The sequence below is a fragment of the Singulisphaera rosea genome (assembly GCF_054877945.1).
In genome coordinates this window covers 77,222-93,661 of record NZ_JBTYIP020000010.1, presented here as the reverse complement: position 1 = coordinate 93,661, position 16,440 = coordinate 77,222, and the positions used below count along the sequence as shown (strand labels likewise).

The window sequence follows — 16,440 nt, the reverse complement described above, 5'->3', positions numbered from 1 at the left end:
CGGCGGAGGGCGGGCGCCTGGGAAAGGCGAGGTCCGCGACGGATTGCTCGGGTCGACTCTCCAACCTGGCGCGGTCTTGGTCGGAGGATGGCTGAATATTTGGGGACGTGCCGAACCTGCCCATAGATTGAGGACAGGACACTTCCCCTGCTCGGCGGCGGGCGTTGGGGGATTTGAAGTCGTGCTGAGTCGATCAGACCAGCGGTTGCGTCGACAAGTCCGAAACGCCCGCGAGTGGATCCTCCTCGAGTTCTTGCGATCGATTCACTCGCTGCGCTTCGGGTTGGTAAGAGGTTGCCCGGGGGATGGAATCATGGCCCGCCGGGCTGTGTCGATTTCGCCCGAGCGGCACAACGCACAGGAGCGGCGAGGAAAGGGATCCCCGCCGCTCCTGACTTGGTTTCTCAAGGGATCGCCCGTCGGCGATGGTTAGCTCGCGGCCTCGTCGTTCGAAGCCTCGGGCGAGGGCGTCGGTTCGGGGGCGGTGGTGGCCTCCGGGGCGGGTTGGCCCTCGGGCGGGGCACTTCCGCCTTCGGGCACGGGGTCATCGACGCGGGCCTGCCAGAGCTGCTTGAGCTGGCCGAAGGTGCGGAGCGGGACGCTGCCGGAGAGGGCATCCTTCGACAACGGCGGCGGGGGCGGGGCCGGCTTCGAGGGCTTGCTGGGCTGGGGTCGGGGGGCCTGGGCCCGCTCGAATCGGCCGGGGCCGGACTGCGGGGAGCGCGGGCCGCCTCGACCGGGACCTCCACCACCAGGACGGTATCCACCGCCCCCTTCGGAGCCTCGACCCGGTGGTCGTTCAGGACGACGCGAGGGGGGACCGCCCGAGGATGACCCGGCGCCGACGGATTGCGATGGGGGCGGGGCCGTGCCTTCGCGGCGCGGGGGTCGGCCGGATCCGCCACCTCGCCCCTCGCGTGCCTCCGCGGGGCCGCCGCGACGGCCACCACCGCCACCACCGCCACCACCACCACCGCCGCCCTGCTGCGCCCCTCGAGGACGCTCGGTGCCGGGCTTGACCATCGTCAGGGAGACCCGCTTCCGTTCGTGGTCGACCCCCATGACCCAGGCGGTGACCACGTCGCCGACGCTCACCACGTCGTGCGGGCTCTTGATGTAGCGGTTGGCGAGCTGGCTGATGTGCACCAAGCCCGAGTCCTTCAGGCCGATGTCGACGAAGGCGCCGAAGTCGACCACGTTCAGGACGGTCCCCTTCAACTCCATGCCGGCGGTGAGGTCCTCGAGCTTGAGGACCCCCTTCTTGAAGATCGGCTTGGGCAGGTCTTCGCGGGGGTCGCGCTCGGGCCTGGCCAGGGCCTCGAAGATGTCGTGGAGGGTCGGCTCTCCGACCTCGAGCTCGCGGGCCAACGTGGGGAGGTCGGCCTCGTTGAGCTTCTCATGGAGCGCGGGGAGTTGTTCGCGTTCGCGGACGATCTCCGGCGCGAAGCCGAGCTTCTCGAGGACTCGGGTCGCGACCGCGTAGCTCTCGGGGTGGATCCAGGTGCGGTCGAGCGGGTTCTCGCTCTCGCGGATCTTGAGGAAGCCGGCCGCCTGGGTATACGTGGCCGGGCCGACCCCCTCGACCTGGAGCAGTTGCTCTCGGCCGGTGAACGGGCCCTTCTCCTTGCGGTGATCGACCACGCGCCTGGCGGTCAACTGATTCAAGCCCGACACGTGCCGCAGGAGCGGGACGCTGGCCGTGTTCAGGTCGACGCCGACGAAGTTCACGCAACTGGCGATGACCGACTCGAGCGATTCCTTGAGCTGCTTCGAGTTGATGTCGTGCTGATAGAGCCCGACCCCGATGCTCTGAGGTTCGATCTTGACGAGCTCCGAGAGCGGATCCTGGAGTCGTCGGCCGATCGAGATCGTGCCTCGTAATGTGGCGTCGAAGTCGGGGAACTCCTCGCGACCGACCGGGCTGGCCGAGTAGACGCTGGCGCCGGCTTCGTTGACGATCACGTAGGTCAGTTGCGAGAGCAGTGGGTCGGCCGCGTGGGGCTTCGGCGGCATCGGCGCGGCCTTGGGCTTCGGCGGCCGGGGCTGTTGCGGGGCTTTGGCCTTCTTCGGCGGGGCGGGGGCCTGGGCGGTTGCCACGACTTCGGGGCCAGCCTCGGCGGCAGGCGATTCGGCCGCCGCTTCGGCGTCGGCCGCCTCCGCGGCGGGCGCGGGCGTCTCCGGGATGGACGTGGCTGCGGCCTCAACGGCGCCGCCTTCGAACGCTGTGGCCGGGTCCGGCGTGGAAGCCTCAGGCGAGGGGGCCTCCGCAATCACCTGCGGCTCAGGCGCTGCGTCCACTCCCGGCTCCGTGACGGGGTTCTGCGTGACTTCCGTCGACTCGAGCAAGTCCGCTTTCTTCGCCTCGGCTTCGGGCGTCGCGGCCTCGCCGGTCGAGGACGCCGGAGGTTCCTGTGGCGTTTCGGTCTCCGGGGTCGGTTCGACGTCCGAAGGGGCTGAATCCGGGGCCCCGCCCGAGATCGGCGGCAGGGCCTCCTCCGGCGCCTCGGCCTCGGAGGCTGTCGGCTCGGCCTTGGTTTCGGCTTCGTGTCCCGCGGAAGCGGACGCCTCGACTTCGGCCTCGTGTTCGTGTCCCGCGGAAGCGGACGCCTCGACTTCGGCTCCGTGTTCGTGTTCCGCGGAAGCGGACGCCTCGTCTTCAGCTTCGTGTTCGTGTCCCGCGGAAGCGGACGCCTCGTCTTCAGCTTCGTGTTCGTGTTCCGCGGGGACGGAGGTCGCCGGGGCCGCGGTCGCCGCGCCCGGGAAAGCGGTCGAGCCCGGGTTCTGGTGGAAGTAGGTCCCCTCGGCGATGACCTCGGCGACGAGCTCCTCGGTCTCTCGGCAGGCGCTTTGGCTTCCGATCGCGATTACGCCGACCTGGTGCCGGCCGACGAGGTCTTTGAGGAAGACCTTGGCCTCGGAGCGGCGGTTCTGGGGCGGATGCGGGTGGATGACCCCGTGTTCGAGGATGTTGCCGAGCCCGTCGAGCACCGCGACCTTGCAGCCGGTCCGGAACCCGGGGTCGATCGCGAGGACGACCTGCTTGGGGATCGGCGGCTGGAGCAGGAGGCTTCGGAGGTTGCGGGCGAAGACGTCGACCGCGTGGCGTTCGGCCAGCTCGGTCAGGTCGCGGCGAACTTCACGCTCCATACTCGGCAGGAGGAGCCGGTCGAGCGCGTCGACGGCCGACGCCCGGAAGAAGTCGGAGTGCGGGTGGTCTTCCAGCGGCAAAGGTCCGAAGGTCGCCCCTTCGAGATCAGGCCGCGAGACCTCGATCTTGACCTTGAGCGGGCCTTCCTTGTCGCCTCGGTTGATCGCCAGGACCCGGTGCGGCGGGATGTGCGCGATCGGCTCGGAATAGGCGAAGTAGTCGCGGTACTCGAGCCCCTGCCCTTCGGGGATGTCGGCCTTGCTCGTGACGATCTTGCCGGTCTTCCAGACGACCCGGCGGACCGCGTCTCGGACCGCGGCGATTTCGCTGATCGCCTCAGCTAAGATATGCCCGACCCCCTCGAGGACCTTCTCGGGGGTCTCGAGCTCTTTCTCCGGATTGACGAACTCTTGCGCGGCGGCCGGCAGGTCCGTCAGCGTCTCGTCCCGGTTCCAGATCCGCAGCGCGAGGGGCTCGAGCCCTCGGTCGCGCGCCTCCGACGCCTTGGTCTTCTTTTTCGGCTTGAACGGCAGGTAGAGGTCTTCGAGCCGTTTGGGGTTGTCGGCCTGGCGGATCGCCTGGGCGAGCTCTTCGCTCAGCTTCCCCTGGGCTTCGATCGTCTTGAGGATCGTCTCCTTCCGCTCGGCGAGCTCGCGGAGACGTCCGACCCGAAGCTGGATCTCCCGGATCGCCACCTCGTTCAGATTTCCGGTCCGCTCCTTGCGGTAGCGGGTGATGAACGGCACCGTGTTGCCCTCGTCGAGCAACTGGACGACGCTCTCCACCTGCACGCGCCGGATCTGCAAGTCCTGCGCGATCCGGCCCAGGTCGACCTGAATCGGGGTGTCCATGGAGGCTATGCACCTAGATGAGATAAGGACGGCGACGACAAGGCGGATCGAGGGTCCGCCACCGCGTCCGAAGGTCGCGGTACGAGCGCGCGGAGCAATACCGTCGGAAACAGATCGCACAATCTAGAGCATCGAACAGCCGGCTGTCAAGCGACTTCAACACTTCGCACCCGTACCGTAAGCCCTCACCTGTCGACACTTCTGGAAGCTGGGTTGATTTGGAAAAACTGGGTAATCTCTCGCGTGGATTCTCGCCTCGAAAGGCCCCGCTCCCGCGGCGGATCCGCCGGGAAAACCTTCGCATTTCGTAGGAAATCCTGAAACCGGGGACGAGGATGATGAGTATTATGGCGAAGCTTTGATTTAACAAAAATCCAGAAGATTATCTGGCCACGGATTGAACACGGATAAGAAGAAACAAAATTAGAGTTGGATGATTTGTTTGATTCGTTGTTTTGAATGATTCGTGATCGCTCTTATGACTGAATTTCGATCTGTGGCTCGATCGCTTCCCTACCTCTCTCACTGGGATGATCTCCATGAAGACCTGGGTTTTTGCCGCCGTGTTCTTCGCCCCGGCCGCCGTGGCGCCGGCGATCGCCGACGAGAAGGCCCCTGCCCCTAAGGGGGACCTGGCCAAACTTCAGGGGGCCTGGACGGGCCAGATCGGGCCCGACAAGGAGATTGGGGTTCGCCTCGTGTTCAAAGGGGCCGACGTGACGCTCGTCATGTCCCGCCCCGGCGAGAAGCCCTTCGAGACGACCGGGGAGATCACGATCGACGACCAGGCCAAGCCGTTCAAGACGATCGACTGGCGGAAGTTCGCCAAGCCCGACGGCGGCGACCTCGGCGAGAACAAGAGCATCTACGAGTTCGAGGACGCCGACACCCTCAAGGTCTGCAGCGGCGGGCCCGACAACGATCGCCCGACCGAGTTCAAGGCCGGCGAAGACGGCCATACCCACCTCCTCGTACTCAAGCGGGACAAGGCGAAGGACAACGAGAAGGAAAAGGCGGCGTCCACCGAAGCCCCGAGAGGAGACCTCGCCAAGTTCCAGGGGAAGTGGACGACGAAGGTCGGCCCCAACAAAGACTTCGTCCTGAGCCTGGTCATCAAAGGGAACGTCGTGACCCTCTCGGGCACGACAGGGGAAGGCGAGGACTTCGCGCTCAAGGGTGAGATGAAGTTGGACGAGGCCGCGAAGAAGAAGTCCCTCGACTGGGTCAACTTCAAGGGACCCCAGGGCCGCGACCTGCCCGACAACCTCGCCCTCTACGAGATCAAGGACGCCGACACGATCGAGGTCTGCAGCGGCGGCCCCGGCAACGAGCGCCCCACCGAGTTCAAAGAGGGCGAAGGTGGCCCGCCTCACATCGTCATCTTGAAGCGCATGAAGGACTGATCGCCCTCCCGGCACCAGCACCAAGACAATGATGCCGGGAAGAAGGTTCGGACCTCCGCGAGTTGCGGGATGCTCGGTTCGATCCCGACGTCATTCGCAACCTCTCGCCCATCCGGGGACCCGAGTCATCGGGCCCCGGAGGAGCCGAGGAACCTCAGATGGCTCAACGTCTCTTGGCGAGGTCGAGGAAGACGATGCTCGAGGGGTTGCCGACGGCGGCGTAGTGGCCGGTGAAGCGGAGCGCACCCGTTGCCATGTCGACCTGGAAGACGGCGACGTTGTCGCCCCGCTGGTTGCAGCAGTAGAGGAACCGGCCGGTGGGGTCGAAGTTGAAGCTGCGCGGGTAGTTCCCCCGCGTCCATTCGTCGGCGACCGGCGAGAGCTCGCCGTTCGGGCCGACGGCGAAGATCCCGATGCTGTCGTGGAGCCGGTTGCCGGCGTAGACGAATCGACCGTCGGGCGAGACGAGGACCCCGGAGCAGAAGTTGCTGCCGGCGAACCCGGGCGGGAGCGTCGAGATCGTCTGCCTGGCGGACAGCTTGCCCCCTTCGGCGTCGTAGTCGAAGAGGACGAGCGTCGAGGCCTCCTCCTGGATCGAATACAGCCAGCGCCCGTTCGGGTGGAAGTGGACGTGTCGGGGACCGTCACCGGCCGGCAATGTGACCGAGGCCGGGTCGTTCGGGGTCAGCTTTCCGGCCTGGGCGTCGAACTTCCAGACGTAGATCCGGTCCAGGGCGAGGTCGACGTGGAGCACGTACCGCCCCGAGGGGTCGGCGTGGATCATGTGCGCGTGGGTCCGGTCGTGCCCGCTGAACGCGAAGCTTCCTTTCGGGGCGTTGGTCGCCCTGGCGGGCCCGATCGTGCCGGCGTCCTCCTTCACGTCGGAGGGGCCGCCGAGGCGGCCGTCGGTCAGGATCGGCAGCACGGCCACCGCCCCGCCGAAATAGTTGGCGACCAGCAGGAATCGCCCCGACGGGTGGATATTCACATAGGTCGGCCCGGCGCCTCCGGAGGGGGCTTCGCCGAGCAGGGTCAGCGTCCCGTCCGCCTTGTCGACGGCGAACGTGCTGATCGTGCCTTCCTTGGTGTTCCCGACGCGTGCCGTCTCGTTGGCGGAATAGAGCCGGGTGCCGTCGGCGTTCAGCACGACGCAGCTCGGGCTCGTGCCCATCTCGACGAGGCCAGCGGGCGTCAACGCCCCGCTGGTGCGGTCGACCTGGAAGAGATGGATCCCCCGGCCGTTGCCGGGGGGCAGGTCGACCTGGGTGGCCAGCACGTCGCGCAGCGGCGAGCTGAAGGTGCCGACGTACGCCACGAGCGGCGCCTCGGCCCCTTCCGCAATCGCCCGGGTCGCCCCGAGGGCGAGCGGGGAGATTCCTGCCAGGGCGGCGGAGGTCTTCAGGAAGGATCGCCGGGAATGTTCGATGGGAGTCATGGTTTTGAAGTCGTCTCGCCCGTCGCCTTTGGTTCGTCCTTGGTGACCGGCCGGCGGAACCCCCGCTCGACCTCGTCCTTCGGGTCGGTGGACACCGGCCCGTCCCGCCAGAGCCACCGCATCATCTCCGGCAGGATCGCCCCGCCGAACTTCTGCCCGTGGTTGTTCATGCCCCACGAGTAGTTCAGGTCGTAGCCCTTCTCCGTCAGGGCCTTCATGAGCCGGACGTTCTGGTGGAACCAGTCGCGTTTCTCGTCGTACCGGCCGTCCTTGCGCAGGCCTCGGTTGTCGTTGCGGCCGTCGCAGAGGTAGATGCGGATCGGCTTCTTCGGGGCCTCCCGGACCTTCTCCGGGTAGACGTGCCCGCCCCGGAGGTTGACGAAGCTGCCGACGTTGCTCAGCACCTTGCGGAAGTGGTCGGGCCGCTCCCAGGCGACCGTGAACGCCGCGATCGCCCCCGAGCTCGAACCGCCGATCCCGTGCATCTCGGGGTCATTGGCGATGTTGTAGTCCTTCGCGAGCGCGGGCATCAGTTCCTCGGTGATGACCCGGGCGTATCGGTCGTCGAGCGAGTTGTACTCGGTCGGCCGGTTGGTGTCGCGGTCTCCCCAGTTCTTGGGCGTCGGCTCGGGCTGGTCGGGGCGCCGGCCGGGGTTGATGAAGACCCCGATCATGACCGGGATCTCGCGCCGGTAGATCAGGTTATCCATCACGTTCTGCGCCCGCATGTCCCCTTGCTCATCCTTGAATGCCTGGCCGTCCTGGAAGACCATGAGCGCGGCGGGGACGGCCGGGTCGTACTGGGCGGGCACGTAGACCCAGTACGTGTGCTGCGTCCCCGGGTACGCCTGGCTGGGGAGTGTGAAGGGTCCGCGGATCTCCCCCTTCGGCACCCCATCCTGCGGCAGCGAGTCGGGCCCGAGCCGGTACTGGGAGTCGGGACCCGGGACTCGCGGGGCGGGCGCCTGTCCCATCGCCTGGGCGAGGGCCATCATGACCACCGCCGCCGATCCCGCACCGATGGCCTGGGCGATCACCTTCTTCATCCGACGCCTCCCGAACCGGTCGGAACCCCGAACACCGACCGGACGACGCCCGCACGGCTCCCGATCGGGTGGCTGGAGTCGCGGCGAAGCCACGTTCTCCCCGAAGCACACGTTATGCGACCGGCCGGCCCATCGCAAGCGGCGGTGCCCGCGCGAGTCGGGAGGGCCAGGCCGTCTGGGGAGCCCTCGTCCCTCTTCGTCAGGCTCGTAGCGATTCGGGTTCGCCAGGAAGACAACAGGGACCTTCTGTTGAAGGTTTCAAATAATGTAAATAGGATGGCTCTGGCGAGGATAGGCGGCGTTCTCCACGAGAGCAGCGAGATCGCCCCGACGGGGCCCCTCGCGGACGGAGCATGCCTTACACGACGTCGTCGGGAGCGGTACGGTCGAGGGCCTGGATGTCCCCCCTACGAGACGAGGGTGCCACGAGCTTCCGCCAGCTTCCTGAGTAGGGCGATCTGGCCGGCATGATAGGCCATGTGCTGGGCCGCGCCTCGGATCATGTGGGCCGTCGAATAGGGCTTGCCCGCGACGGTCTCGCCGAGCGTCGCCTCGTCCAACCCTGCCAACACCTCGACGAGCCGGGCATGCTGCCGGTCCAATTCCTCCAACGCCTCCGCCCAGGCTTCCGGACGAGACTCGGTCGCGGCCGGGAAATCGCCGTTGGCGGGGGCCTCGATCGCTCGACGCTCGGTGATCCGGTCGGCGACGACCCCGTCCCAGGCCGCCAGGTGAGCCACCAAGGCCCAGATGCTGTGAGCGTTGGGGATGGGGCGCGCGTAAGCGATCTCGGCGGTCACGCCGTCGAGGACCTTCCGAAGCGGCGGACCGTGCCAGGCATCACCGTCGTAGGCGCGGCGGAGGTCGTCGAGGTCGTGTCCTTGCACGGCGTCATGCTCCCGTGGCGTGGTCGTCATTCGTCTTCCTTGGGTACCAAATAGTCGGCGACGACACCGATCGGACAGATCGCGGGTCTCCTGGCCCCAGACCCGATGTCGAACCAGTTGGCTTCCATGGGCGGCAGCCCGGGCTCGTCGCCGAGGGGGGTTAACCGGAGGAGGAATCCCACGTAGGTCGGCTGTTCGGAGTCGTAGTCCGCCTCCACGTCTTCCCATTCGTCATCGTGGCCTGGGTCGGATTCGAGGTCGTCGGCGCACTCGTTGCGGAGCCAGAGTGGGAAGGGTTGGCCCGGACGTGTTCGGCGGAAGTACGAGCCGATCGGTTCGGGCGAACCGGCCATGTTCAGGCAGTAGGTGCCGTTGATGCCGTGGAAGTAGGTGTAAAGCTCGGCCAGGTAGACCGCCGGGGGCACGTCGAGGAAGCGGCTGAACTCCTCCATATCCTCGCCCCACAGGTACTCCGGCCCGCCGCCGATGACGGCAAGCCGACCGTCGGGGATCCGAAGCTTGTGGCGGGTGCAGCCGACCCACTCCGCCCGCTCCTGGTCGTTGAGCGGTTCGTCGAGCACGACGCGGATGATGAACGGGTCATCCTGGACCAACTGGAACGGCAGGAACACGCCATCCTTGATGGCCTGGAGCCATTCCTCGTCCTCGGCGTCGACCGATGAATAATCCCCGCCGCAGAGGCCTGCGGAGGTGATCATGAATCCCGTTGCCTCGTTATAGACTTCCAGGTCGGTGCGGCTCATGGTAACGCCTCCTCGGGGGGGGAGTCGGGATTAGCATTGCAGGTCCGCGAACCGCTCCTCCTCGTCTGCCCAAGTCCGCAACACGTGGCTTCGTCGCCTCGATCGCCTCCAGGAGGTCCTTCTCAACCGTGAATCGGATGAAGGGTGAGCTGCCGCGCCCATGGAGCTTATCAGCGGCTGTGGGCGGGTTGCAAACGGGCCGCCTGCCTTCTCGAGGTCGTCGCGAGATGCCCGGTCGCGCGAACCTTGTTAGAATGAAATGGGTCGGAGTGGCGGGACGAGTCGACGAGGAGGTCCGTGGTGGGATTGGCAGAATCAGAGCGGAGCGGCGGGACGACGGCATTCGCGGTCTTGGTGGCGCTGAGTGTCTCGCACCTGCTCAACGACACGATCCAATCCCTAATCTCGGCCGTCTACCCGGTGCTGAAGGAGTCCTACTCCCTTTCGTACACGCAGATCGGGCTCATCACGCTCGCGTTCCAATGCACCTCCTCGCTCCTCCAGCCGATCGTCGGGCAGTACACGGACCGACGCCCTCTCCCGTTTTCGCTCGTCGTGGGCATGGGCGTCACCCTCACCGGGTTGTTGCTCTTGTCGGTCGCCGATCGGTTCCCGGTCATGTTGCTTGCGGCGGCCCTCGTCGGCGTCGGCTCGGCGGTGTTCCACCCCGAGGCGTCGCGGATGGCCCGGATGGCGTCAGGCGGGCGGCACGGCTTCGCCCAGTCCCTGTTCCAGGTCGGCGGGAACGGCGGCTCCGCCCTCGGCCCGCTGCTGGCGGCGTTCGTCGTGGTCCCTTGGGGCCAGCGCAGCCTGGCGTGGTTCTCCGTCGCGGCGCTCGTGGCGATGGTCATCCTCACGCGGGTCGGGTTCTGGTACCGGGCCCACCTGGCCGAGCGATCGACGAGGAAGGCCGTTGCCGTGGCCTCGCCGCTTTCGCCGCGAAGGGTCGCGTTCTCGGTCGGTATCCTGCTCTGCCTGGTTTTCTCGAAATACTTCTACCTGGCGAGCCTGACCAGCTACTACACCTTGTACCTCATCGACACGTTCGAGATCGGGGCTGCGGATGCCCAACTCCGGCTGTTCGTGTTCCTCGGGGCGGTGGCGGCCGGCACGTTCCTCGGCGGCCCGGTCGGCGACCGCATCGGCTTCAAGGCCGTGATCTGGGGGTCGATCCTCGGCGTGCTCCCGTTCACGCTCGCCCTGCCTTACGTGGACCTGTTCTGGACGACCGTTCTGACGATCCCGATCGGCCTGATCCTGGCGTCGGCCTTCTCCGCGATCATGGTTTATGCCCAACAATTGATGCCGACCCGCGTCGGCACGGTCGCCGGGCTCTTCTTCGGGTTCGCGTTCGGCGTCGGCGGGGCCGGCGCCGCGGTCCTGGGGTGGCTGGCGGACCAGACTAGCATTGCGTACGTCTACCACGTGTGCGCGTACCTGCCGATGATCGGGCTCCTGACGGCCTTTCTTCCGAACATCCGACGCCACGCCTGAGGACTTGACCGCGCCGCAACAATCCCCTTGAAACTCTCCGCGATCGACCCTACGCGCTTCGACCCCTACATCCCCACGGAAGACTCGAACCTTGCGCGCAAAACAATCCGGCCTGTTCGTGATCTCCCTGCTCGGGGCCTTGAGCGTCGTCAGCCCGTTCGCCATCGACATGTACCTCCCGGCGTTCCCGGAGTTGGCGAAGGGGTTCGGGGTCGCGAGCACGACCGTGGCGCTGACGCTGTCGAGCTACTTCATCGGGCTGGCCGCCGGGCAGGTCGTCTACGGTCCCCTGCTCGACCGGTTCGGGCGTAAGCCACCGCTGGCGGTCGGGCTGAGCCTATTTGTCCTCGCGTCGATTGGCTGCGCGTTCGCCCCGGACGTGTATACCCTGATTGGTTTGCGGTTCGTGCAAGCGTTGGGCGGTTGCGTGGCCCAGGTCGCCTCGGTGGCGATGGTGCGGGACTTCTTCCCCCGCGACGAGGCCGCTCGGGTCCTGAGCCGGCTGTTCCTGTTCATCGCCGTCTCTCCCCTGCTCGCCCCGACCGTCGGCACCTTGGTGATCCGACTCGGCGGGTGGCCGGCCGCGTTCCTCGTCCTCGCCGGCGTGGTGACCGGCATCCTCGTGCTGGTCCTCACCCTCCTCCCCGAGGGTCACACGCCGGACTCGGGGATCTCCCTACGGCCCGGCCCGATCGTGGCCGAGTACCTCTCGATCCTGCGTCACCCGAGGTTCCACACCTACGCCGGAGCCGGTGCATTCTCATTCGCCGGCCTGTTCACATTCGTCGCCGGCTCCCCGATCCTGTTCATGGACGGGTTCGGTGTGAGCGGACGGACCTACAGCATGATCTTCGCCCTGCTCGCCGGCGGCTTCATCACCGCCAGCCAGGTGAACGTGGTCCTGCTCCGCCGGGCCTCGAGCGAGGCCCTGTTCCTCCGCTTCCTGATCGCGCAAGTCATCTTCGGCGCGATCTTCCTCGCCGGCACCTGGGCCGACGTCCTGGGACTTCCGGGGACTCTCGCCGTCCTGTTCTGCTTCCTGTGCTGCGTCGGGATCACGAACCCGAACGCATCCGCCCTCTCCATCGCGCCCTTCACCCGCAACGCCGGGAGTGCGTCGGCCCTCCTCGGCTTCTTCCAACTCGGCACCGGCGCCGTCATCTCCACGGCCATCGGCGCCGCCAGCCCCGAGGACCGCGTCCCCATCGTCGCGATCTTCGGCGTCACCGCCGCCATCGGCCTGACGATCCTCCTCACCGGCCGGAAACGCGCCGAGGCCAGCCCCGTCACCGAGCATCCGCTGCCGACGATGGACTCTGACCAAGACGGCGGCAGCAACGACCTCGATGCGTCCGAAGTCGGTCGCTGCCAGGTCGGGGCGGGGTGATTGCACCGGGAATCAAACCGTTTGTGTGTGTGTCATTTGGGTAGGCGGTAGGCCCTCCGCGAACATTGGTGGGCATGGATCTTATTTGTGTTTATGTTGAGCCGGTGACTCCTCCAGATCCCTGAGTGCGGCGATCGAGTTTCCGGTCCTGCCGCGTCTGGTCGATCACGGCGTCTATCTCAGGGTGATCCGCCCAGCCCTCGGCGGACCGGAGGATGCCTTCGCTCGAGGGCTTTGGCTTAGTTACGACGGTGACCTGGAGCTCGACCTCCTGCCCATCGGGGAGGCCGAGTTCTTCGTCGAGTTCGATGGTCTTGCCGTGGACGACGCCATGTGCGTGTTTGATTGTCACGAGACATCTCTCTTTTTAGCGTTTTCCTCGGGTCGCGCGATCATCGTAGGTGCTTGGTAGGCTCGAAATCCAGTGACGGAGCCTGGTAGCAATGCTGGCTCAATGTGAGGCCATGACCAAATCGCGTTCCCGGCTGTATTGCCGCGGCGAGCGGCCCATGACGCGTTTGAAGGCGGTACTGAAGGCGCTCTCGGACTCGTAGCCGAGAGACTGTGAGATGACGGAGATGGAATCGCCGGAGTTCTTCAGGCGATCCCCGGCCAGGAGCATTCGCCAGCGGGTCAGGTAGTCGATGGGGGTCGAGCCTACGGTCTCCTTGAATCTGGCTGCGAAGCCCGACCGCGACATGCCGACGCGCTCGGCCAGCTCTTGCAGGGTCCAGGGGTGGGCGGGTTCGCCGTGCATGGCGTTGATGGCCGGGCCGATCTGCTCGTCGGCGAGGGCGAAGAGCCAGCCGACGCCGCCGTTGAGGCCGTCCGCGAGGTGGGCACGGAGCGCCTGGACCAGCATCAGGTGGGTGAGGTGCTGGACGACCAGGAAACTGCCGGGCTGGGGCTCGCGGAGTTCCCCCATCATCCGCTCGAGGGACCAGCGGAGGGCCAGTTTGTCGGCCTCCTTCTTGATATGGACGATCGGCGGGAGCATCCCGAGCAGGATGCTGGCGTGGTTCCGCTCGAGGCCGAAGTAGCCCCCGACGCCGGAGACGTCCCCTCCCCCGTTCCAGACGGAGATGCCACCGTTGAGCGGCCTCTTATGTATCGCCTTGAAGTCGACGGGCGGCAGGGCGAGGTCGCTCGTCAGGCGGAACGGCCGACCTAGCGGGAGGAGGAAACAATCGCCCGCCTTGAGGTGCACCGCCTTGGCAACGCCCTCGACGACGAGCCAGCACTGACCGGAAACAATCGCATAGCACTTGATGCCGTCGTGCTCGGGGAACTGGAGCGACCAGTCTCCGCCCACGTCGAAGCCGCCGAACATGGTGTTCTGCGGCTTCAGGAGCGAGAGCACGCCCGAGAGCGGGTCCATGACAGGATTCCTCTTGGACGATCGCGAAGATTATTTGGACTCTGGAGCATAGATCGTATCAGATCAAAAGCCTACCCTGTCAACATGGGACCGAAAGTCGGATCCTACAAGGAGGCGTTCTGATGCGTGTATTCGTCACAGGTGCGACGGGCTTCATCGGTACCGAGGTCGTGCGAGACCTCATCGAGGCGGGGCACTCGGTGCTGGGCCTCAGCCGTTCGGACAAGGGGGCGGAGGCACTCGCCGCCGCAGGGGCCGAGGTGCACCGGGGAGACCTCGAGGACCTCGACAGCCTGCGGAGCGGGGCGTCGGCGGCGGACGGGGTGATCCACCTCGGGTTCATCCACGACTTCTCGAGGTTCGAGGAGGTCTGCGCCGCGGACCGGCGGGCGATTGAGGCGATGGGCGAGGCGCTCGCCGGTTCGGAGCGTCCGTTCGTCATCACGTCCGGCACCGGGATGGGGACCAAGGTACCCGGCCAGCCCTCGACGGAGGACCATTTCGACCCCCACCACCCGAACCCTCGGGCGGGTTCGGAGATCGCGGCGGAGGCGGTCGCGACGAAGGGCTTACGCGTGACGGTGGTACGGCTGCCGCAGGTCCACAACACGGAGAAGCAAGGCCTCGTCACGCCGACGATCGCCGTCTCCCGCGAGAAGGGCGTCTCGGCGTACGTCGGCGACGGGCTCAACCGCTGGCCCGCGGTCCACGTCCTCGACGCCGCGCCCGTCTACCGCCTGGCCCTCGAGAAGGGGCCGAATCGGGCACGATATAACGCGGTCGCCGAGGAGGGTGTGACCGCCAAGGCGATCGCGGAGGCCATCGGCCGCGGTCTGAAAATACCGGTCGTCTCCCTCTCGCCCGAGGAGGCCGCCGGTCATTTCGGCTGGATGGCGTTCTTCGCCGGGTTGGACATGCCCGCGTCCAGCGCCCTGACGCAGGAGCGTCTGGGATGGCGACCGACGCAGAAGGCCGGGATGATCGAGGACCTCGACCACATGGACTGGGCCGCGGTCTGAGAATATCCCCACGCGTAAATGATTGGCCAGGACGCGGGGTACTCTTGCCCCGCTTCCGAGGCTCTAGGGCGGGGTTGCGCCGAAGCGCAGCCCGTCGATGAGGAGGTCGACCATGCGACGCGCGTGGTCGGGTCCGACGTCGTGGCCTGGCGTGCAGAGTGCCGCGACTGCCCGCAGCAGGTCGTAGGGCTCGACACCTCGGCGCACCTTGCCCGCCGCGGCGGCCGCTTCCAGGAGGGATTGGAATGCGGGGAGGAGCCGCTCCTGGAAGTAGGCCGGCAACGCACTATAGGCCGGATCGCCCGAGTGCAGGGCCGCGGCGAGTCCGCGTTTCGCGGAGATGAAGTCGACGTATCGCCGGATCCAAAAGGTCAGGGCTTCGCCCGGGTCGTGCTCGGCCGCCACGGCCGCGGCGGCGTCCGCGCAGGCGTCGACCTCGCGACGGAAGACCCCCACGATCAGGTCCGAACGCTGGGGGAAATGGCGGTAGATCGTCCCGATGCCGACGCCCGCCTTCTCGGCGATCTCTCGGACCGGGGCGTCCACACCTGAGGCGAGGAACACCGCCTTCGCCGCCTCGAGCAACGCATCGACGTTGCGCCGGGCATCCGCACGCAGAGGACGCTCCGATCGACCATGCGACACCGAACCGTCCCCCTGCCCCTCTTGCTTGTCGCTCACCTTGGCTCCCTTGACAAACGGAACATTGTTCCGAATATTACCGGAACACGGTTCCGCCTGGCTTCCGTTTTAGCACAGCCTGGCGGCCTTGGCCACACGGTCGAGCTTGAAAGGAGGCGTCTATGCAGCAGGATAAGCCCGTCGCCCTGGTCACGGGGGCCAACCAAGGGATCGGACTTCAGGTCGCGAAGGATCTGGTGGCGCACGGCTTCACCGTCCTGGTCGGGTCGCGAAACCTGGAGCGTGGAGAGGTCGCGGCCAAGGGACTCGGGCCGGGGGCGCACGCGATCCAGTTGGACGTCACGGACAAGGATTCCATCGCCGCCGCGGCGAGGCGTGTCCGCGACGAGTTCGGCCGGCTTGACGTGCTCGTCAACAACGCGGCCATCGCGCATACGGGCGAGCAAGGTGTGACCATCGAGACCTACCCGAAGGTGTTTGCCGCGAGCGTCGTCACTCTCGATGACGTGCGCGCGGTGTTCGAGACGAACGTGTTCGGCGTCCTCGCCGTTTACCAGGCGATGCTGCCGATCCTGCGCGAGACCCCGGGGGCCCGGATCGTCAACGTGTCGAGCGGGGCCGGCTCGCTGACGCTGCACTCGGACCCGGCCTTCCCCTATCGTCCCGGGTTCACTCCGCTCTACCACGCATCCAAGACGGCCCTCAACGCCATGACGCTGGCCATGGCGATCGAGCTCGAGTCGACCGGGATCAAGGTCAACGCCGTCTCTCCGGGCTCGACCAAGACGAACCTCAACAACTACGAGGGCGAGGCCACCGTCGAGGAGGGCGCCCGCGAGATCGTGCGTGTGGCACTACTTGGCCACGACGGCCCGACGGGAACGTTCACTCACGTGACACTCGGGAACCTCCCGTGGTGAAGGCGTTGCCAGGCCTTTGACTCGCTCACAATTCACAAGTGCGTACCCACCTATTAGAGAAAGAAA

General features: G+C 66.7%; 13 protein-coding genes. 5 read left to right on the top strand and 8 right to left on the bottom strand.

Annotated features, from left to right (window positions below):
- Nucleotides 1–429: 429 nt before the first annotated feature.
- Entirely contained in the window at nucleotides 430–3,999 is a 3,570-nt protein-coding gene (locus ACYOEI_RS18365) for a Tex-like N-terminal domain-containing protein (protein ID WP_462851000.1), read from the bottom strand.
- A gap of 539 nt (nucleotides 4,000–4,538) precedes the next feature.
- On the opposite strand from ACYOEI_RS18365, the gene ACYOEI_RS18360 reads away from it, so the two are divergent.
- Nucleotides 4,539–5,402: a TIGR03067 domain-containing protein gene (locus ACYOEI_RS18360; RefSeq protein ID WP_462850999.1), complete on the top strand. Its 864-nt coding sequence runs from the start codon at nucleotides 4,539–4,541 to the stop codon at nucleotides 5,400–5,402.
- Between the two features lie 163 nt (nucleotides 5,403–5,565).
- On the opposite strand, the gene ACYOEI_RS18355 is transcribed toward ACYOEI_RS18360, so the two are convergent.
- From ACYOEI_RS18355 to ACYOEI_RS18340, 4 genes are all read right to left on the bottom strand, one after another.
- Nucleotides 5,566–6,837, bottom strand: a complete 1,272-nt coding sequence (locus ACYOEI_RS18355; RefSeq protein WP_462850998.1) for a lactonase family protein — start codon at nucleotides 6,835–6,837, stop codon at nucleotides 5,566–5,568.
- Nucleotides 6,834–7,883: an alpha/beta hydrolase gene (locus ACYOEI_RS18350; RefSeq protein WP_462850997.1), complete on the bottom strand. Its 1,050-nt coding sequence runs from the start codon at nucleotides 7,881–7,883 to the stop codon at nucleotides 6,834–6,836. Before ACYOEI_RS18350 ends, ACYOEI_RS18355 begins: the two co-directional genes overlap by 4 nt.
- A gap of 407 nt (nucleotides 7,884–8,290) precedes the next feature.
- Nucleotides 8,291–8,800 carry a DinB family protein gene (locus ACYOEI_RS18345; protein ID WP_462850996.1) on the bottom strand — a complete coding sequence of 170 codons (510 nt, stop codon included), beginning with the start codon at nucleotides 8,798–8,800 and terminating at the stop codon, nucleotides 8,291–8,293.
- Nucleotides 8,797–9,534 (bottom strand): hypothetical protein, encoded by a 738-nt coding sequence (locus tag ACYOEI_RS18340; protein ID WP_462850995.1) that lies wholly within the window; start codon nucleotides 9,532–9,534, stop codon nucleotides 8,797–8,799. Before ACYOEI_RS18340 ends, ACYOEI_RS18345 begins: the two co-directional genes overlap by 4 nt.
- 297 nt (nucleotides 9,535–9,831) lie before the next feature.
- Between ACYOEI_RS18340 and ACYOEI_RS18335 the strand changes: the two genes are divergently transcribed.
- Nucleotides 9,832–11,028, top strand: a complete 1,197-nt coding sequence (locus ACYOEI_RS18335; protein WP_462850994.1) for an MFS transporter — start codon at nucleotides 9,832–9,834, stop codon at nucleotides 11,026–11,028.
- A 91-nt stretch (nucleotides 11,029–11,119) separates the two neighbouring features.
- Nucleotides 11,120–12,415 carry a multidrug effflux MFS transporter gene (locus ACYOEI_RS18330; RefSeq protein ID WP_462850993.1) on the top strand — a complete coding sequence of 432 codons (1,296 nt, stop codon included), beginning with the start codon at nucleotides 11,120–11,122 and terminating at the stop codon, nucleotides 12,413–12,415.
- A 91-nt stretch (nucleotides 12,416–12,506) separates the two neighbouring features.
- On the opposite strand, the gene ACYOEI_RS18325 is transcribed toward ACYOEI_RS18330, so the two are convergent.
- Both ACYOEI_RS18325 and ACYOEI_RS18320 read right to left on the bottom strand, forming a co-directional pair.
- Nucleotides 12,507–12,767 carry a hypothetical protein gene (locus ACYOEI_RS18325; RefSeq protein ID WP_462850992.1) on the bottom strand — a complete coding sequence of 87 codons (261 nt, stop codon included), beginning with the start codon at nucleotides 12,765–12,767 and terminating at the stop codon, nucleotides 12,507–12,509.
- A 99-nt stretch (nucleotides 12,768–12,866) separates the two neighbouring features.
- Nucleotides 12,867–13,793: an AraC family transcriptional regulator gene (locus tag ACYOEI_RS18320; RefSeq protein ID WP_462850991.1), complete on the bottom strand. Its 927-nt coding sequence runs from the start codon at nucleotides 13,791–13,793 to the stop codon at nucleotides 12,867–12,869.
- Nucleotides 13,794–13,915: 122 nt separating this feature from the next.
- Here ACYOEI_RS18320 and ACYOEI_RS18315 point away from each other — a divergent pair, with 122 nt between their 5' ends.
- A complete protein-coding gene (locus ACYOEI_RS18315; RefSeq protein WP_462850990.1) occupies nucleotides 13,916–14,812 on the top strand; it encodes an SDR family oxidoreductase in 897 nt (298 codons plus the stop codon).
- A 63-nt stretch (nucleotides 14,813–14,875) separates the two neighbouring features.
- On the opposite strand, the gene ACYOEI_RS18310 is transcribed toward ACYOEI_RS18315, so the two are convergent.
- On the bottom strand, nucleotides 14,876–15,493 hold the full coding sequence (locus ACYOEI_RS18310) for a TetR/AcrR family transcriptional regulator (RefSeq protein WP_462850989.1): 618 nt from the start codon (nucleotides 15,491–15,493) through the stop codon (nucleotides 14,876–14,878).
- A 122-nt stretch (nucleotides 15,494–15,615) separates the two neighbouring features.
- Between ACYOEI_RS18310 and ACYOEI_RS18305 the strand changes: the two genes are divergently transcribed.
- A complete protein-coding gene (locus ACYOEI_RS18305; protein ID WP_462850988.1) occupies nucleotides 15,616–16,374 on the top strand; it encodes an SDR family NAD(P)-dependent oxidoreductase in 759 nt (252 codons plus the stop codon).
- Nucleotides 16,375–16,440 lie beyond the last annotated feature (66 nt).